A 17,209-nucleotide genomic window follows, 5' to 3' on the forward strand; every position below is an offset into this window, starting at 1 on the left:
GCTTAAATTAGAAGCCCACACCCTCTCAACAAGAGGAGTATAAAGTCATCACGTCCTAGTGTCAACAACTAATTCCAAAATTATATTAGTTAGTTCTTCAGGAATGATAGGTTTAGCCAGATGTCTTTGAAAACCTGCTGCGATCGCCTGAGTACGATTTTTTTCTCCTGCGTAGGCGGTGAGCGCGATCGCAGGAATATCGCCGCCCAGTCGAGGTGGTAGTGTTCTTACTTGTTGGATAAGATTGTAACCATCTTGTTGTGGCATTCCAATATCACTAACCAGCACATGTGGTTTGAAGGTTCCTAGAACCTCCAATGCTTGCTCGACAGAAGCAACAGCAGTTGCCGTTGCTCCGCTATCCTCTAGAGCAAACACTAAAAAATCTCTTGAATCAGCTTCGTCATCTACCACTAAAACTCGCACACCTTTAAGCGGAGAGTAAGTATAACTGTTTGGTTTAACGCTAGACGAAAGTGAAGAATTTACTATCCCTGCTTTTTTCTTGTCCTTACTTGATGCGCACAGAGGTAGCTGAACCGTAAATGTTGATCCTTGACCTTCTCCTAAACTACTTGCTGTGACGGATCCTCCATGCAATTCTACCAAATGACGCACAATTGCCAACCCTAACCCCAAACCACCTTGTTTACGAGTCGTAGAACCATCTGCTTGACGAAATGAATCAAACACATAGGGCAAAAAATCTGGGCTAATACCAATGCCGGTGTCGCTTACAATGATTTTTGCATGGGGGGAGTCGGAAATAACTTCCCTAATTCTCCCAATCTCTCTGTCTTCTGTTGACAGTTCTACCTTGACACTTCCACCATTGGGTGTAAATTTGATAGCGTTTGACAAAAGGTTCCAGATAATTTGTTGTAATCGATTCGGATCACCTAAAACTTGGAATTGAGAATTTCTTATTTTGGTTAGTTCTAAGCTTTGGAGTTCATTTTGTTGTTTTGGGAAGTGTGAATCAGTAGTTTCTTCATTTCCCACATCTAAAATCTTGAATTGTAAATCGATGGATTTAGCTTGAGCAGCCAAACGCATTGTATCTATTGCAGCTTCAATTGCTGGAACCAAACTGGTTGGGTGGGGGTGGAGAGTCAATTTTCCACGAATGATGCGAGAAACGTCTAGTAAATCTTCAATGAGTTGAGTTTGGAGCTTAGCGTTGCGCTCAATAGTTTCTAAGGCACGTTCAAAGGTTGGTGTATCTAATTTACGGCTACGCAGTAGTTTTGACCAACCGAGAATTGCATTGAGGGGCGATCGCAATTCATGGGAAAGAACCGCCAGAAACTCATCTTTAACTTGGTTTGCTTGTTCTAACTCGTCTTTCTGTTGCCGCAATTGAGCTTCGCTTGCTCGCAAAGCCTGTTCTGCTTGCTTAGACTCTGTAATATCACGAGTGATACTAAGTAGCGTTTCGACCGAACCATTTAAAGCGAACTCTGGTACAATTTGCGACTGGTAATAACGAATTCCATTAGAAGACAGAAAGTCGAAATCAAAAAAGCAGGGAAGCCCTGTGACAAAAACCTTGCGTAACCTTGCTTCCCAAGGAGAATAAATTTCCTCAGGAATTCCCAATTCAGGGGTTTTTTTCCCTACCATCATATTTGGTGGCATTCCCGTTGATCTTTGAATTGCAGGATTTACATAGACGTAGCGCAGGTTTTTGTCAATTCTGGCGATGATATCTGGCGAATTTTCCACCAACGCTCTAAATTCCTGCTCGCGACGGTGTAGTTCTGTTTCTGCTTGTTGGCGAGCCCGTCTTTCCTCAGCTTCTCGCAGTGCTCTCCGTATTGACGGCACTAAACGATACATTCTTTGTTTTAGTACGTAATCTATGGCACCTTTTTTGAGGGTTTCAATTGCTACTTCTTCCCCCATTGTTGCTGTGACAAAAATAAAAGGCACATCCGGACACACATACTGTGCAATTTCTAGAGCAGTAATGCCATCAAAGCCAGGTAAAGAGTAATCTGAAAGAATCAGGTCAAAGCTACCTTGCTCTAATGCCTTTTGATACTCATCGCGCGTTTTGACCTGCTTTAATCTATAAACAATACCACCCTCAGTCAATAGGGCGTCGATCAGTTCTGCATCTAGTAAACTATCTTCTAGCAACAGAAAACTTAGACCTGACATTACTGTATTCCTGTTATTCCTTGACTACTCCGTAAAGGGGGTATAGAACCAGGCGGGGGTTCGTTTATTATTGCCCAGAATAATCCTAACCCCTTAATCACATCCATGAATTCATGGAAGTCAATGGGTTTAACTACGTAAGCATTTGTACCTAATTCATAACACCGCAACAGATCCTGTTCCTCTCTTGAGGATGTTAGCACGACCACAGGCACAAGTCGTAAACTTGAGTCAGCCTTAAGTTGTGCCAAAACTTCTATGCCGTCAACTTTTGGCAGCTTGAGATCCAGCAGCACCACGACGGGGTTGCCTTCTCGACGGAGTCGATAGACACCACGTCTATAAAGATAGTCTAATGCTTCTTCACCATCACGGGCAACGACAACTTCATTAACCAAATTATTTTCCGATAGTGAAGTCAGGATTAATTCAACATCATTAATGCTGTCTTCTACTAGGAGAATGCGTTTAAGATCCATTATACTCTCCACTTTGTGTCCCCAACGCGCTCGGTAGCGAAAAATAAAATGTCGCCCCTTTGTCTATTTCACCTTCAGCCCAAACACGTCCACCATGACGGTGAATAATGCGCTGGACGTTTGCTAGTCCAACACCCGTGCCCTCAAATCGAGGATCACTGTGTAAACGTTGAAAAACGCCAAACAGTTTATGAACGTATTGCATGTCAAAGCCAATACCGTTATCTCGCACGAAAAATGTCACTTGCTGATCGCAAGTGATACTGGTGCCTACAGTGATTTCTGCTATAGGGCGGGTTTTTGTGTATTTTAGGGCGTTTTCTAACAAATTGTGTAGAGCCAGCCGCAACATCGAGGGATCACCCTGCACTTGTGGTAAGGATTCAATTTGCAAGGAAACTCTACGGTTGCTCATTTCTGACTCTAAATCATGCTCAACTTCTTGAACTAGCTGATTCATGTCAATAATTGTGAAGCGCATCTCAGTGCGTCCCATACGGGAAAAAGCTAGCAAGTCATCAATCAATTTGCCTGCTTGTTTTGAAGTTTCAGTTATTATATTGATGTAACGCTTACTCGTTTCATCGAGTGCTGTGGCTCCCAGACGTTTTTGTAACAAATCCACAAACCCACTAATGTGGCGTAATGGTGCGCGTAGGTCATGGGAAACTGAGTAAGAGAAAGATTCCAGCTCTTTATTAGCTGCTTCTAGTTGAGCGGTGCGTTCTTTTACCCGTTCTTCCAGTGTCTCGTTAGCCAGTTTGCGCTCAGTGATATCATGAGCAACAGCATAATGTAACCCAGTTTCTTGGTCTGGAACTGTACTCCAGAGTAGCCATTTGTAAGAACCATCCTGACACCGATAGCGATTCTCAAAGTTGATGACAGTCTTTCCTTTTGCTAGGTTCTCTACCTCAGCCAAAGTTTTTGCCCGATCTTCTGGATGCACAAACTCAATAAATGGTTTGGCAAGTAATTCTTGGTGAGAGTAGCCGAGAATTTTTTCAAAGGCTGGGTTTATACGTTTAAAGTACCCATCTATTCCCACAACACAAAGCATATCCAGCGATAACTTAAAAAAGCGATCGCGTTCTGCTTCAGCTCGTTTAAGATCGCTCAAATCTAGAATAAAGGCGATTGTCTCTTCCTTTTGCTCGCCAATCAAAGCGAAACCTATTAGCACAGGCACACGAGAACCGTCTTTGCGAATATATTCTTTTTCGTAAGGTGTGCAAATCCCCTTTTGTTTTGCCTGGGCGATCGCTATCTCATCCAATACTAGATGCTCTGGTGGCGTTATATCAGTCCACCGCACTCCGCCAAACTGATAGTCTTTGCGGCTATAACCAATAATGTGAAGAAAAGCATTATTTACCTCATTCACTCCTCCATATACATCGCCAAAAAGAATCCCGATAATGTCTGAATCGGCAAATAACCGCAGTCGTGCTTCACTTTTACGCAATGCTTGTTCTGCTGTTTTACGCTCAGTAATATCACGGTTTACTTCTAGAAAACCTTTTACCTTTCCTTGTGAATCACTGATTACCACTTGACGACTCTCGACTATGAGCTTTGTATTGTCTTTACACGTGTGCAGAAGTTCACCCTGCCAACTTCCGCTGTTGACCAGCGTGGTATCAATATCTTTAAGACCCTGTATGACTTGAGTTTGGAGAAGCGTATGGCTTACTTTTCCTATAGCTTCTGCTTTTGAATACCCATACATTTCCTCGGCACTTTGGTTCCAATAACTGATCTCACCGTTAGCATTGCGAACAAATATTGCCTCGTATGCTAACTCCAATAAACTAGCTTGCTGCTGTAGTGTCTGCTCTACTTTTTTGCGATTCTCGTCAACTTGGTTAATAAACTTGGCATTCCACCAAATCAAGATTAAAAAAATCAGGTTGACTGACACCACTAGTAGTGATAAACCAAAGGCTGGGTCGTAGTAATTGGCTTTTTGTCCTTGAAGAATTAACCAGCTGACAATTATCGGTACGGCGATCGCACTCGGTATCAACCGACGAGCGAACACTCCTCCGCTTAAGTCACTGGTAATCGTTTTCATCAGCCCCCTTTCAGAACTACCAAGTAAAACTCCCAAACAAAGTACCTCAAAGGTTATTGCCGTATGTAACGCCATTGAGGTAGTATAAACGCTGAGGTGATAAAAAACTTTCACTCCAAAGGCATAGCCTATCAATGCTTGAAAGGAGATCAACGCTACAACCAAGCTCAAACCCTGAGCTAACCAATAACTCCGGTTAGTCCTTTGATCCTGTAACCAAAGCGCTGTACTAATTAACAAAAAACTCACAGCAGTATTCGCTCCCATTCGTCCCGGAGAAGAAGTTGCTGCTGATAACGGTAAATCGCGAACTAGCAGTTCGTCGATGCCTAGATTATAGAACCAATATTGACTAAGAGTAAGCAGCGCAATCAGTCCCACGGCGATCGCGCACCCTCGGCGAGTTAGCACACTACTATAGGTATTTCTCCTAGTAGTATGCCATAGTGATACCCCAGCTAGGATAAAACAGAGTGCAGTGTTAGCTTTCATTGAAGCTAGACCTGGTATAACACTCTTTAACACGGCGAAATTAAACTTCCAGCCAATCAGTACAAGACAGCCAACGATCACAACAATGGCACTTGCAAGATTTGAACCAGCTTTAGTCGTGCTGAGGTTAGGCATACCCGATCACTCCAACCTCAAATACCTGTTTTCTCCTTAATAATATTTCAGCGGGGGATACTATTTTCCGCATTGATCTGCCACTCTGAAAAAGCCAAAAAATCTCTAAAATCTACCATATGCTTGATGCTAAGCTTGGTGAAATTATCTTTGGATAGATTTTGTTAAGATTCACGCGCAAAATACTTCTTCAGAAACTTGACAAACTAGTCAGTTCAAGATTTTTTTACAGTATTGTGTTAGGGTCAATGTTAAATTTACTAGTAATCGCTTCTATCACTTTCTGTTCAATGGGTGTGATCTCACCGTCGAACTGAGCAATTCTGTAGCACTGAGCTAGTAATGGGACGGCAAAATCACGGTTCAGCTGATTAAGCAGTGTGTCTAAAGGCTGAGGTGATTTGATGTTTTGCGCAATAGCTTCTAATGAGTCAGGACTTAGCTTTAAAGCTTGCAACCCCGGCAAAATTTCCGACCAAGTTTTCTCTGGGTTGCTGGCAAGGACCATGTGAACTAAGATTTGATCCATGACTGCTTCTTGGGCGATCGCTTTTTCCAAATAATTTTCGCTTTGTTCCTTTAACTGTGTCAGTGTCTGTTCTGAATTTATGGAAGTTGATGGATCATCCAGCTTCGCCTCATAAAACCGACAAGCTGCATATCCTAACGAATAAATCATTGTCGCGTTCGTGCTGGCGGCTATCATTGTTCCAGCAAAAGGAATGTTTCGTAGCAAACCTAAACCCGCTGCTTTGAGCAAACGACCGCCTCCCAGCGCCAAACCAAAAATTGCTAAGACTTCACCTTTACGAGCAGGATCTTTTAAGTCTAATCCATAAGCAGCTGCAATTTGATATATCATTTCTGATTGCAATTGCGTTGTTGCTGCCAAATCAACTGCTAACAGCGCCAACGCTTCCCCTGGTATAATGCTAGTCGCTATCCCGATCCCCCCAGCCTTAGTTGCTTTTGCAATCATAATGCGGTGACTGATTTGGCTTGGTGATTCTTCGGGATGTTCTTGTTGTAGCTTTTTTACTGCTGCTTGTGCATTGTCAAGGTTTACGTTATCAACACCGCCAGCCAACCAGCTAAGATTTAATACGCCAGCAAGCTTTCTGAGGAACCAGTTGCCACTCAGGTAATTAACGACTTTTCCTGTTTTATGAGTAGCGTCCTCAATAAACTTTTGTGTTTGTTTTGTTGCTGATTTTCCTACCGCATCGGCTGTTTTTACCGCCTCTTGTCCAGTCCGCAAGAAGGATTCCAAAAAAGATGGTTTATTTTGCTTGACAGGAGGTAACCCTGTTGGGGGTGCATCAACTGACTCATGTTGGGGTTCAGTGTTCATTTTCGCAGACCGTTGGGTAAAGTCTTTCTTTTTTTGTTTTAGCGGAAATACGCTAAATTTCTCCTCCTTCTCGAAGCACAATTTGTCGATTCAGCAACCACGATTTTAACCTGTGGGCTTCCTCCTTTGGGTTGTGTGATGTTAAAGTCACTATTAGCGAAGAAAATAGCGCCTACATCTAATCCCTGTTATGCAATTTTTTAATCTTTAACTCAAAGCCCCAAGACTCACTTGTGCTTCGCAGGCGAGAAACTGCCTTAACGCGAAAGCGTTCCCTTTGGCACAGGAGGATTGGGATGAATTTTGCCTGCTTTCTCAGTTATCGCTGATTCATGAATATAGACGAATTTTCTTGGCAAGTAACGGTATGGCGCTCACAACTAGCTGGATTCCTAGAGCGTACTAATAAATCAACACTAGAAAAGGAAACGCTAGGAGAAGCTTTAGACGAACTACACATCCTTTTAGAAGAACTGATACTAGCTGAGGAGGAACTGAACGGGCATAATCCTGTTGTGGCAAGTACTCAACTTTTAATAGAAGCAGAACACTACCTTTACCAAGAATTATTTGAGTCCATACCAGATGGCTATTTACTCACAAATCAGCATGGCGTAATCCAAAAAGCTAACCGGGCGGCAGCAAATCTATTAAATGTTTCGCAAAAATTGCTGGTAGGTAAACTGTTGGTGAGTTTTATCCCTTCCGAGCTTCGGAAAAATTTTCGTTTTCGCCTCCGCCAGCTACATATTTTAAATAAATTCTCAGAGTGGGAAATTAGCTTACAACCCCGTAACCGTAAACCTATTGATGTCTCTATAACGACGACAAAAGTGCGCGATCAATCAGGCAATTTGATTGGACTGCGCTGGCTACTCCGTGAGATTAACGAACTTAAGTGTAAGTCGGGAACACCGGAACAGACTAAGCTTTTCCTGGGGGAGCAAAACGCTCGGGTAAAAGATGAGTTTTTGGCTATTGTCTCACACGAGCTGCGATCGCCCCTGAGTGTGATCCTCGGCTGGGTACAAACGTTGCAAAATGGATCTGTAGATGCAGTTACAACTGCACGGGCTTTAGAGACTATTGAGTGCAGCACCCGAACACAAATACAGCTAGTAGAGGATCTACTTGATTTATTTCAGATCACTACTGGTAAACTGCAAATAAATCTTGTTTCAGTTCCACTTGTTCCTCTTATCACAACAGTTATTGATACTGTTCGTTCAGATGCTCTTGCTAAATCAATTGATTTGCAGTTTACAGCCCAATTCGAAAATCCCGAGATTCAAGTTCTAGGTGATCCAAAGCGCTTAGAACAAGTCATGAGAAATCTATTATCAAACGCGATAAAGTTCACTCCAAAAGGGGGAAAGGTGGAGGTGCAACTAGAACAAGTAGCAAAAAAAATGACTTATCCTTTTCTACCACCCTCTCCTAACTATGCCAAAATTACTGTCAAAGATACCGGCATAGGTATTAGTCCTGAGTTTTTGCCCTTCGTCTTTGAGCATTTTCGTCAAGGTGATAGCACCATGACTAGATCATATGGTGGTTTGGGTGTCGGGTTATCGCTTGTGCGTCATTTAGTAGAAATGCATGGCGGAACCGTTGATGTGTCGAGCCTGGGACAAGGTTTGGGTACGACGTTTACGATAAAGTTACCGGTTTGAAGAGGGAGCAGGGGAGCTCTTAGCAGGGGAAGCAGGGGAAGCAGGGAGTAGGGTGCGTTAGGCGCATCAAGAAGTATCATTTTTTACCAATTACTTGTTTTTGCGCCGTAACGCACCGCTGAGTAACAATTTTTGCCCCATGCCCCATGCCCATTGCCCATTGCCCAATTAAGGTAAAAAATTATGATTTCTCATAATGTCGTAGAGAAAAATATCTTTTTCAAGCAAGCAAGCGTGTCCGCTATGGGGTAATACGACCACTTGGGGGTTGGGTAAAATTTTCACTAACCGTTTTGCTTCAGCTAAAGATGGCAAAAGATGATCAGCAGCACTAGCAATGAGCAAAACAGGTTGAGTGAGTTGACGTAACTGGGCTTCATCTACATTAAAGTCTCTAAGCAAGGAGAGTCGCCAGAGGGCTGTTGCTGACGGTACGGAACGCACAGTTTTTAAGAGTTCATGGCGATCGCGCTTAGAAATTCTGTTTAATGCTGCTAAAAAAGGCAATAAACCAACTGTACCGACTTCATATAGGGATGATGGCACTAAGTTTGTTAGCTGAGATGCCGGAGTAAGCCAAGGATGAAGATGAAAGCTAGAAGCTGGGTTGATCAGGATAATTCGTTTAAACAATTGCGGTGCAGCCAGCGCTACTTTCTGGGCTAAACAGCCCCCAAAAGACTCTCCACATAGGTAGACTGACCTTGGTTGGCTTTTTTCCAGTTCTGCATGAATTAAGTCTAATAGACTGTTAGTCAACACGTCCCAGCTAGTGAGGTCATCTCGTGGAATAGCTAAACAACGGACATCAAAGCCTGCTTCTAATCCAGCAGTTTGCGATCGCAATAATTTACCAGTTCCGTCCATTCCTGGCAAAAAAATAAATAACGGATACTCTGGCTGTAGCCTTTTAGGCGTTAGGAAACAGGGCTTAATTTCAACTTGGGGGATAGTCATTTTTCAATATTAAATAGTCATATAGTCAATTAACTATTGATTTTAATAATAACCTTGACGTAATAGGTTTTGTATCTCAGAATGACAGTGATTTGTCAGTTCTGCCACAACGGTTTTAGCTTGTTTTCCTTGGTATTTTTCCTGATGTTTCGATTGAATCCAATAAGGTTGACCAACCAACACTGCGACGCGACGGTATATTACCAGAGGATGCCAACCCGGTTGATTAAATAAAGCTTCTGAAGGATCGAAGAAACTTAGTAGCTTTAAAGGTACGGCGGATGTGTTAACTTCTTCAAGAGAAGCTATGGCGATTGGCAAAATTGCTAAATCTCTTACTTGAGATCGCAAAGCCAAATGGGCAAATCCCCTCTGGAATTCGCTCATTGTGTCTGGTTGGGTAAATTTTACCATTGGTTCTGTTCCTTCGGGAAACACACCAACAGCCTGTTTAGATTGTAAAAGTACTTGAGACTGGACAAAAAAGCTCTGCTGGCGTTGTTGGCTGGCTTCTAGGGGAAAGCATCCCAACTGACCTGTGACAATCTCCCGCATAATTGGAACTTGCCCCATATAGTGATGGCAAGCAAAGCGAATTGGACGGGATATTGCTGACATGAGAATTGGTGCATCCATAAAGCTACGGTGATTGCTTACCACCAGCACGCTCATATCCTGGGGAATGCGGTTCTCGTAATAGAGAAACATTTTCATTGACAGGGCTGCCAATAAGGAACGGGATATGTCCAGGGGACTCTTTACACTCATGCCTTTTCAATAAAAATTTTCAGATCGTAGATCAATTAATCTTAATTTATTTTTTACATTTCTTAATCTACCAGAGGACTACCGTAAGATAGAAATATCTGAGCTACAAGGGATTCTGCACTACCACGACAATAAAAAGAATAATGAGCTTTTGTTACAGTTAATAGTCAATTTTTTATAAATTTTAAGTATAAATTAACGGCTCTTATACTTCTCATTAAAAAAAATCGAGGAGAAAAGAAATTTGTTAGCATTATGGCATTGGTTGAAAAATTTGTAGTTGTATTATACAATGACGTCGTTTTGCCAGTAAAAATCAAATACAAAACCGCGTTAATAAGTAGTTTTTATTTCCCAGGAATCAAGTGAATAAAAAAGAATTGTCATTTGCACTTACAACACCGCTATATTATGTAAACGATTTACCTCACATTGGCAGCGCTTACACGACAATGGCAGCAGACGTGTTAGCCCGCTTTGAAAGACTTTTAGGTCATTCGGTGCTGCTAGTTACAGGTACAGATGAGCACGGGCAAAAAATTCAGCGAACAGCCGAAAGCAAAGGACTAGCACCACAAAGTTTTTGTGATGAAATGTCAGTTGGTTTCGTCTCCCTATGGGAATTGCTAAATGTTCAATATGATCGCTTTATTCGGACGACGGATCACCGCCATGAAGCGATCGTTAAAGAATTCTTTCAGCGACTCTGGAATACAGGAGATATTTACCTGGGACAACAAAAAGGTTGGTACTGCGTCTCGTGTGAGGAATTTAAAGAGGAACGGGAACTTCTAGACGAACACCGTTGTCCACTTCACCCCAATAAACAAGTTGAGTGGCGAGACGAGGAAAACTACTTTTTCCGTTTATCCAAATATCAATCTCAACTACAAGCACTGTACGAATCTAAACCGGATTTTATCCAGCCATCAAGCCGTCGTAATGAAGTCAAGAGCTTTGTGAACTCAGGTTTACAGGACTTTTCTATTTCTCGGGTGAATCTAGAGTGGGGTATTCCACTACCAGTTGATCCCAAGCACACTATTTACGTTTGGTTTGACGCCCTGTTGGGTTATGTAACAGCATTACTAGAACCAGACCAAGAACCTACTTTAGAAAATGCTATAGCAAAATGGTTCCCAATTAACTTGCACTTAATTGGTAAAGATATCCTCCGCTTTCATACCGTTTATTGGCCTGCAATGCTAATATCAGCAGGGTTGCCTCTGCCAGAGCGAGTGTTTGTGCATGGCTTTTTGACCAAAGATGGTCAGAAAATGGGTAAGAGTCTGGGTAACACCCTTGATCCCATATCCTTGATTAAGTGCTATGGTGCAGATGCCGTTCGTTATTACTTCCTTAAGGAAATCGAATTTGGCAAAGATGGAGATTTTAATAAAAGCAGATTCATTGAAAAACTAAATGCAGATTTGGCAAATGATTTGGGTAATTTGCTAAATCGCACCTTAAACATGGTTAAAAAATACTGCGGTGGTAATGTACCGCAAATCACAAACGACAATATTCCTTTTGACCATCCATTAAAAGGTATTGGTTTACGTCTAGGGGAGCAGGTAAAAAATGCTTATGAAACGCTAGCTTTCAATCAAGCTTGTGAGAATATCCTCTCACTGGTGCAAGCCTGCAATAAGTTTATTGATGATCAAGCCCCTTGGTCACTATATAAACAAGGTCGGCAGGAAGCAGTAGAACTCGTATTATATACGGTTCTAGAATCAGTTAGACTAGCAGCTTATCTTCTGTCTCCAGTTATTCCGGATATCAGTAGCGATATTTACCAGCAACTGGGCTTTGGAATAAATTTTAACGATCAAATACAAACTTCAGCTAACGCCCCCTTTGAAATTCACTCTTGCTGGGGCGTATTAAGTAGTCAACAAAAATTGGGTGCACCCCATCCAATCTTTAAGCGAATAGAAATCTCTGAAAACGATTAGTCCTTTCAAACTCTGTTTTTTTCAAACTTGTCAGGGCTAAGTTTATTTATTAGCTCTGAAACATTATCATAATTAGCTCTTACTTGCTTGCTTGTAACTGTTAATACAAGTATCAATTATTACTTTTGATAAAAAATGAGGTATGACCATGATGTTAAATAATTTAGATAATGACTCGATATTCACGCCTGAACAAGTTTTAGAAAATCGCGGTCGTGTTGCTATATTTATTGATGGCTCAAATTTATTTTATGCAGCGCTGCAACTAGGAATCGAAATTGATTACACAAAGTTACTTTGTCGATTAACAGGGGGATCTAGGCTGCTACGTGCTTTTTTTTATACTGGTGTGGACCGGACTAACGAGAAGCAACAGGGTTTTCTACTGTGGATGCGCCGTAATGGCTATCGAGTGATTGCTAAAGATTTGGTACAGCTACCAGATGGATCAAAAAAAGCCAACTTGGATGTAGAAATTGCAGTAGATATGATGGCTTTAGTAGATTCCTATGATACCGCAGTATTAGTGAGTGGTGATGGAGATCTGGCATACGCCGTTAATTCGGTTAGTTATCGCGGCGTGCGGGTAGAGGTAGTCAGTTTGCGTTCTATGACAAGTGACAGCTTAATCAACGTCTCTGACCGCTATATTGATTTAGAAGCTGTCAAAGAAGATATTCAAAAGACTCCTCGCCAAAGCTATCCATACCGACCATTGTCTAGTGTGAGTTTTTTGGATGAGTCAGTAGATCCCGGTCATTTAGAAATACAAGAGTGATGAAGCAACAAGGTAAGAAAAAAGGGAGAGGGGAAAAAAGGGAGAAACATTTTTCCCCTTTCCCACTGATTATTTTGCCTGTAACTTTTTGCACGCTGATAGCATTAAGTGCTTGCGGGAATCAAAGCCATAAAGTGACCACCTCCCCCACGCAAAGTCCCGCTCGTCGGGAGACGGACAGCAATTTAAATTTCTTTGATGTTATTTTTGAACAAGCAGATGAAGTAGGAAGACCTATTTGGAAAGTCAAAGCTAAACGAGCAAAATACATCAAAGAGAAACAAATAGGTCAGGCTGAAAACCCTTATGGTGAACTCTACCAAGATGGCAAAGTAGCTTACCAAGTACAAGGACAACAAGCAGATATTAAGCAGGATGGGAAACAACTGTTTCTTCAAGGAAAAATTGTAGCCACAAATCCTCACAATGGCGTTGTGTTAAGGGGTAATGAGTTGGAATGGCGACCGAAAGAAGATTTGTTGATCGTCCGTAACCAGCTTAACGTCACCCACAAGCAACTAAAGGCAGTTGCGCAAGAAGCACGAGTAAAAACTCGCGAAGAACATATGGAATTTTTAGGCGGGGTAGTAGCAACTTCTACTGAACCAGCATTAAAAATGCAAACTGACCATTTGTTCTGGCAGATAAAAGAAGAAAAACTAATAGGCGATCGCCCAGTAAAAATCGACCATTATCAAAATAATCAAATTACTGACCGTGGTAGAGGTGATACGGCTGAAGTCAACCTGAAAACTAAGATTGCTACCGTTACCAAGAATGCACAGGTAGAATTACTAGACCCACCAATGCAAATAGCTAGTAACTCTATGACCTGGGATTTAAACGCTCAAAATGTAAGCACAAACCAACCTGTACGTGTGTTTCATCGTGCGGAAAATATTCGCATAACTGCTAATCAAGGTCAGATGAATATACCGCAAAGGATTGTTTATTTAACAGGTAATGTTAATAGCATTGGCAAGCGCGGTCAAGTACTTAAATCTAAAACCCTAACTTGGTATCTTAATAATCATTTGGTTAATGCTGCTGGCGATGTATTTTATCGACAGATAGATCCACCGTTAAGTTTTACCGGTCAAACAGCCTCTGGTAATTTAGAAGCAGAATCGATCACCGTGCATGGTGGTGATTCTGGTGGTAGAGTCTTGACAGAAATTATTCCACAAAAGTAGGGGCAAACGCCGTTTGCCCCTACTTTTGTCCTACCCCTAACCTTTAAAGACGATTTCGTTACGATTAACAGCACCGTATTCTGGCCAAACGTTGATAGCTCCGTGAGGAATTAAAACATTAGGAATGGATGTCACTGCTTGAAGTTGCTGAGCAAGACGTTGCAAGAGTTTGTCTTGACCAGTGCGAAAAGCTGATACATTTGTACCACGGTTAACAATCGCAAACCAAACTAAACCGCGATCGCGTGTTGGCATGACTCCAGCTAACGCACTGACATCTTTGAGCGTGCCAGTTTTGATCACGGTAGCAAGAGGTAAGTGTCTACCATACAGCGTCCCCCGGTGATCTAATCCTGAGATAAGAAATAAATCAGCCAGATCCAATTGATGCGCAAAGGCTTCACGTTGAACTGCCATTAACATAGCACAGACTGCCCTAGGGGAAATCCGATTTTCTGCTCCTAGTCCTGAACCATTTATTAACTGAATTTCTGACTCTGGCACTTGAGCAAGTTGAGCAGCTGTTGATTGCACTACTGTTGCACCTCCAACCGCTTGTGCTAGCATTTCCGCCATATCGTTGTTACTGAAAACATTCATCTCCTTAATCAGTTGCTTCAGTGGTAACGAATAGTGACGTAACAGCAAAGTTTGCCCTGGATTTTCCTGTGAGGCTAATTGCACTGGTCCTGTGATGACTACTTTAGGTTTAGGTGTTCCTTTGCGCATGCGTGAATATTGAAAAGCCGCCGCGCGTGGCCAAGTAGTATGGTTTAATGCTTGCTTGAGTAACTGACCTGCTAAGATTGGGTTACGTTGAAAATTCAGGGCGAAATTGCCACTAATGAGTAATTTACCCTTGACTTGGGTGATCCCCATTTTATTTAGGGCATTGCCAATGGCGATCGCTTCTTCCCAAACGAACAAAGGATCTCCTTCAGCAGTTATCACCAAGTCACCCTGCAATACTCCATTTTGCAATGGTCCTGTAGCACTTACTAAAGTTTGAAATTGGTGGTCTGGTCCCAAATTTTTTAAAGCAACTAGTGTAGTGGCAATTTTGGTTAAAGAAGCTGCTGGTAAAGGAGTTGTACCTTGGTGATTAGCCATCAGCATTGGACCTGACTGCATCCAAACACCTTGACTCTCTATTTCATTAAGATTCACCAATTTCAATGTTTGTAGTTCCTTGAGATATTCTTGCACTGTGGCGGATCCAGCTGGATTTGGATCAGAGGCAAGAACCAAGCCAGGACTAATTTGCCAAGACAATATATCTAAGGCATCTAAAGGCTTGACTTGTACTCCAGCCATCTTCAGCCAAAGTGAAATCAAACCCGAACCAAATAATTCCAGCATGCTTCATTCCTCTATTAGGATGTGCTACTTTGTTTTTATAGTATGAGGGATACTTGTCCGCACTGAGCCATAATAGCTGGTGTTTTTCCTCTGCGGAAGTGGGGAGAATGAAAAATAAATAATAAAACAGAATTCAGGAGTCAGGAGTCAGAATAAAGCACCCATAAAGGGACGGTGTTTTAAACAAAAATTTTTAACCCCTATCTCGTCCACAAGGGACACGGTTTTAAAACAATAATCATTCTGACTCCTGAATTCTGACTCCTGACTACTTTATAAAAAAGATCGAACTTTATCAGTTTAGTCCTTCGCTACGTTGCTTGTGTTATCCAATATCTTCTTCCTAATGTCAGGAAGCAAATCAGGGAATTTTGTTCAATTTGGTTGAACCAATTACGTTGTAGCATTGCGTCTACATCGACTAAAACCCTGACTTTTCAGTGAATTTCTGCGCATTTTGTGATCATTTATGTTATCTTGGGCTAGGTATAACCTCTGTTGAAAGTAATGAAACTTGCAGGCCGAAAGCTTTTGGGTTGATCACAAAAAAAGGTGTTCATTTGTTACATCATTATTTTTGTTTATCCGTGGCATTTATGTCACCCTTTAGCCCTGAATTGAAGAGCATGTTTTGGCAATTAGAAATTAGCAACTTTCAGTAGAGGCATCTGGTAAAATTTGTAAGGTTTCTAGAAGCTTTGAGCAATGGGATCGACTGGCGTACGGATCGCAATTGACGCAATGGGAGGGGATCACGCACCTCGTGAAATCGTAGCTGGCGCACTGCGGGCAAGAGAAGAACTGGGTGTGGAAGTATTGTTAGTGGGAAATCCCCAAGAAATTCAATGCCAACTGCCACCAAAGACCAATTTGGGGCAGATAGAGATCGTTGCTGCTGAGGAAGCGATCACTATGGAAGAAGAGCCTTTGAGCGCCATCAGACGCAAACCGAAGGCTTCGATCAACGTGGCAATGGATTTAGTAAAGCAAAACAAGGCAGACGCTGTCGTTTCTGCCGGTCACTCTGGAGCAGCTATGGCAGCAGCTTTGCTCCGTTTGGGACGGCTACCGGGAATTGACCGTCCAGCAATTGGCGCGGTTTTTCCCACAATCGTAGCGAATAAGCCTGTACTGATACTTGATGTCGGTGCAAACGTAGACTGCCGCCCCAAATTTTTAGAACAGTTTGCTGTTATGGGGTCGGTATATAGCCAATACGTTTTGGGTACTCCAGAACCTAAAGTTGGTTTATTAAACATTGGGGAGGAAGACAGCAAAGGCAATGATGCCGCAGTCCGTGCTCACCAAATGCTACGGGAAAATTCTCGAATTTCTTTTATTGGTAATGCTGAAGGTCGTGATGTTTTGTCTGGTCGCTTTGACGTAATTGTATGTGATGGTTTTGTGGGCAATGTGTTGTTGAAATTTGCCGAAGCAGTTGGAGAAGTCTTATTGCAAATCATCCGAGAGGAATTACCTCAAGGATTGCACGGTCAAATAGGTACAGCAATTTTAAAATCAAACCTGAAGCGTATTAAGCAACGAGTAGATCACGCGGAACATGGAGGGGCTTTACTTCTTGGCGTGGCAGGAATTTGCATTATCAGTCACGGCAGCTCTCAAGCACCTTCAATTTTTAATGCAATTCGTATGGCAAAAGAAGCAGTAGATAATCAAGTGCTGCAACAAATTCTCTATCAATATCAAAGTTTACAAGGCGAAACCAGCTAGGAATTTATATTCTCTAGCCCATGTTAGTTGTTGGTTGTTATGAGTTATCAACCATTAAACAACCAACAACTAACACTTAAGTAGATAGCATTCTGATT

The 17,209-nt window shown here is 42.1% G+C and carries 12 protein-coding genes; 5 read left to right on the forward strand and 7 right to left on the reverse strand.

Going from position 1 to position 17,209, the window contains the following annotated elements; genetic code table 11:
* Nucleotides 1–48: 48 nt before the first annotated feature.
* The 4 genes from G4P69_RS04915 to G4P69_RS04930 form a co-directional block, all read right to left on the reverse strand.
* Nucleotides 49–2,163: a hybrid sensor histidine kinase/response regulator gene (locus G4P69_RS04915; protein ID WP_208339358.1), complete on the reverse strand. Its 2,115-nt coding sequence runs from the start codon at nucleotides 2,161–2,163 to the stop codon at nucleotides 49–51.
* Nucleotides 2,163–2,642, reverse strand: a complete 480-nt coding sequence (locus G4P69_RS04920; protein WP_208339357.1) for a response regulator — start codon at nucleotides 2,640–2,642, stop codon at nucleotides 2,163–2,165. The genes G4P69_RS04915 and G4P69_RS04920 overlap by 1 nt, the downstream gene beginning before the upstream one ends.
* Nucleotides 2,632–5,343 carry a PAS domain S-box protein gene (locus G4P69_RS04925; protein ID WP_208339356.1) on the reverse strand — a complete coding sequence of 904 codons (2,712 nt, stop codon included), beginning with the start codon at nucleotides 5,341–5,343 and terminating at the stop codon, nucleotides 2,632–2,634. The genes G4P69_RS04920 and G4P69_RS04925 overlap by 11 nt, the downstream gene beginning before the upstream one ends.
* 226 nt (nucleotides 5,344–5,569) lie before the next feature.
* On the reverse strand, nucleotides 5,570–6,694 hold the full coding sequence (locus G4P69_RS04930) for an EcsC family protein (protein ID WP_208339355.1): 1,125 nt from the start codon (nucleotides 6,692–6,694) through the stop codon (nucleotides 5,570–5,572).
* A 332-nt stretch (nucleotides 6,695–7,026) separates the two neighbouring features.
* Between G4P69_RS04930 and G4P69_RS04935 the strand changes: the two genes are divergently transcribed.
* On the forward strand, nucleotides 7,027–8,367 hold the full coding sequence (locus G4P69_RS04935; protein WP_208339354.1) for a sensor histidine kinase: 1,341 nt from the start codon (nucleotides 7,027–7,029) through the stop codon (nucleotides 8,365–8,367).
* 168 nt (nucleotides 8,368–8,535) lie between these two features.
* Here G4P69_RS04935 and G4P69_RS04940 read toward each other — a convergent pair whose 3' ends face one another.
* Nucleotides 8,536–9,324 (reverse strand): alpha/beta fold hydrolase, encoded by a 789-nt coding sequence (locus tag G4P69_RS04940; protein ID WP_208339353.1) that lies wholly within the window; start codon nucleotides 9,322–9,324, stop codon nucleotides 8,536–8,538.
* A 42-nt stretch (nucleotides 9,325–9,366) separates the two neighbouring features.
* Nucleotides 9,367–10,092, reverse strand: a complete 726-nt coding sequence (locus tag G4P69_RS04945) for a lysophospholipid acyltransferase family protein (protein ID WP_208339352.1) — start codon at nucleotides 10,090–10,092, stop codon at nucleotides 9,367–9,369.
* A gap of 365 nt (nucleotides 10,093–10,457) precedes the next feature.
* Between G4P69_RS04945 and metG the strand changes: the two genes are divergently transcribed.
* The 3 genes from metG to lptC all read left to right on the forward strand — a co-directional run bounded on the left by metG (nucleotide 10,458) and on the right by lptC (nucleotide 14,021).
* Nucleotides 10,458–12,050, forward strand: coding sequence for a methionine--tRNA ligase (gene metG, locus G4P69_RS04950; protein ID WP_208339351.1), 1,593 nt, complete (start codon nucleotides 10,458–10,460; stop codon nucleotides 12,048–12,050).
* A gap of 151 nt (nucleotides 12,051–12,201) precedes the next feature.
* The gene (locus tag G4P69_RS04955; RefSeq protein WP_208339384.1) at nucleotides 12,202–12,828 is read left to right on the forward strand and encodes a LabA-like NYN domain-containing protein; all 627 of its coding nucleotides are present in this window, start codon (nucleotides 12,202–12,204) and stop codon (nucleotides 12,826–12,828) included.
* The gene (gene lptC / locus G4P69_RS04960) at nucleotides 12,828–14,021 is read left to right on the forward strand and encodes an LPS export ABC transporter periplasmic protein LptC (RefSeq protein WP_208339383.1); all 1,194 of its coding nucleotides are present in this window, start codon (nucleotides 12,828–12,830) and stop codon (nucleotides 14,019–14,021) included. Before G4P69_RS04955 ends, lptC begins: the two co-directional genes overlap by 1 nt.
* 36 nt (nucleotides 14,022–14,057) lie before the next feature.
* Here the strand turns inward: lptC and G4P69_RS04965 are convergent, their stop codons facing one another.
* Entirely contained in the window at nucleotides 14,058–15,380 is a 1,323-nt protein-coding gene (locus tag G4P69_RS04965) for a D-alanyl-D-alanine carboxypeptidase (protein ID WP_208339350.1), read from the reverse strand.
* Between the two features lie 705 nt (nucleotides 15,381–16,085).
* Here G4P69_RS04965 and plsX point away from each other — a divergent pair.
* Nucleotides 16,086–17,111, forward strand: a complete 1,026-nt coding sequence (gene plsX, locus G4P69_RS04970; RefSeq protein WP_208339349.1) for a phosphate acyltransferase PlsX — start codon at nucleotides 16,086–16,088, stop codon at nucleotides 17,109–17,111.
* Nucleotides 17,112–17,209 lie beyond the last annotated feature (98 nt).

The organism is Aetokthonos hydrillicola CCALA 1050 (genome assembly GCF_017591665.1).
GTDB classification, from domain to species: domain Bacteria; phylum Cyanobacteriota; class Cyanobacteriia; order Cyanobacteriales; family Nostocaceae; genus Aetokthonos; species Aetokthonos hydrillicola.

What these genes read in the sequence shown, in the direction of transcription:
- G4P69_RS04915 (WP_208339358.1), bottom strand. Translation starts at nt 2,163, where the DNA reads ATGTCAGGTCTAAGTTTTCTGTTGCTAGAAGATAGTTTACTAGATGCA.
- G4P69_RS04945 (WP_208339352.1), bottom strand. Translation starts at nt 10,092, where the DNA reads ATGAGTGTAAAGAGTCCCCTGGACATATCCCGTTCCTTATTGGCAGCC.
- G4P69_RS04920 (WP_208339357.1), bottom strand. Translation starts at nt 2,642, where the DNA reads ATGGATCTTAAACGCATTCTCCTAGTAGAAGACAGCATTAATGATGTT.
- lptC (WP_208339383.1), top strand. Translation starts at nt 12,828, where the DNA reads ATGAAGCAACAAGGTAAGAAAAAAGGGAGAGGGGAAAAAAGGGAGAAA.
- G4P69_RS04940 (WP_208339353.1), bottom strand. Translation starts at nt 9,324, where the DNA reads ATGACTATCCCCCAAGTTGAAATTAAGCCCTGTTTCCTAACGCCTAAA.
- G4P69_RS04935 (WP_208339354.1), top strand. Translation starts at nt 7,027, where the DNA reads ATGAATATAGACGAATTTTCTTGGCAAGTAACGGTATGGCGCTCACAA.
- G4P69_RS04955 (WP_208339384.1), top strand. Translation starts at nt 12,202, where the DNA reads ATGTTAAATAATTTAGATAATGACTCGATATTCACGCCTGAACAAGTT.
- G4P69_RS04930 (WP_208339355.1), bottom strand. Translation starts at nt 6,694, where the DNA reads ATGAACACTGAACCCCAACATGAGTCAGTTGATGCACCCCCAACAGGG.
- plsX (WP_208339349.1), top strand. Translation starts at nt 16,086, where the DNA reads ATGGGATCGACTGGCGTACGGATCGCAATTGACGCAATGGGAGGGGAT.
- G4P69_RS04965 (WP_208339350.1), bottom strand. Translation starts at nt 15,380, where the DNA reads ATGCTGGAATTATTTGGTTCGGGTTTGATTTCACTTTGGCTGAAGATG.
- G4P69_RS04925 (WP_208339356.1), bottom strand. Translation starts at nt 5,343, where the DNA reads ATGCCTAACCTCAGCACGACTAAAGCTGGTTCAAATCTTGCAAGTGCC.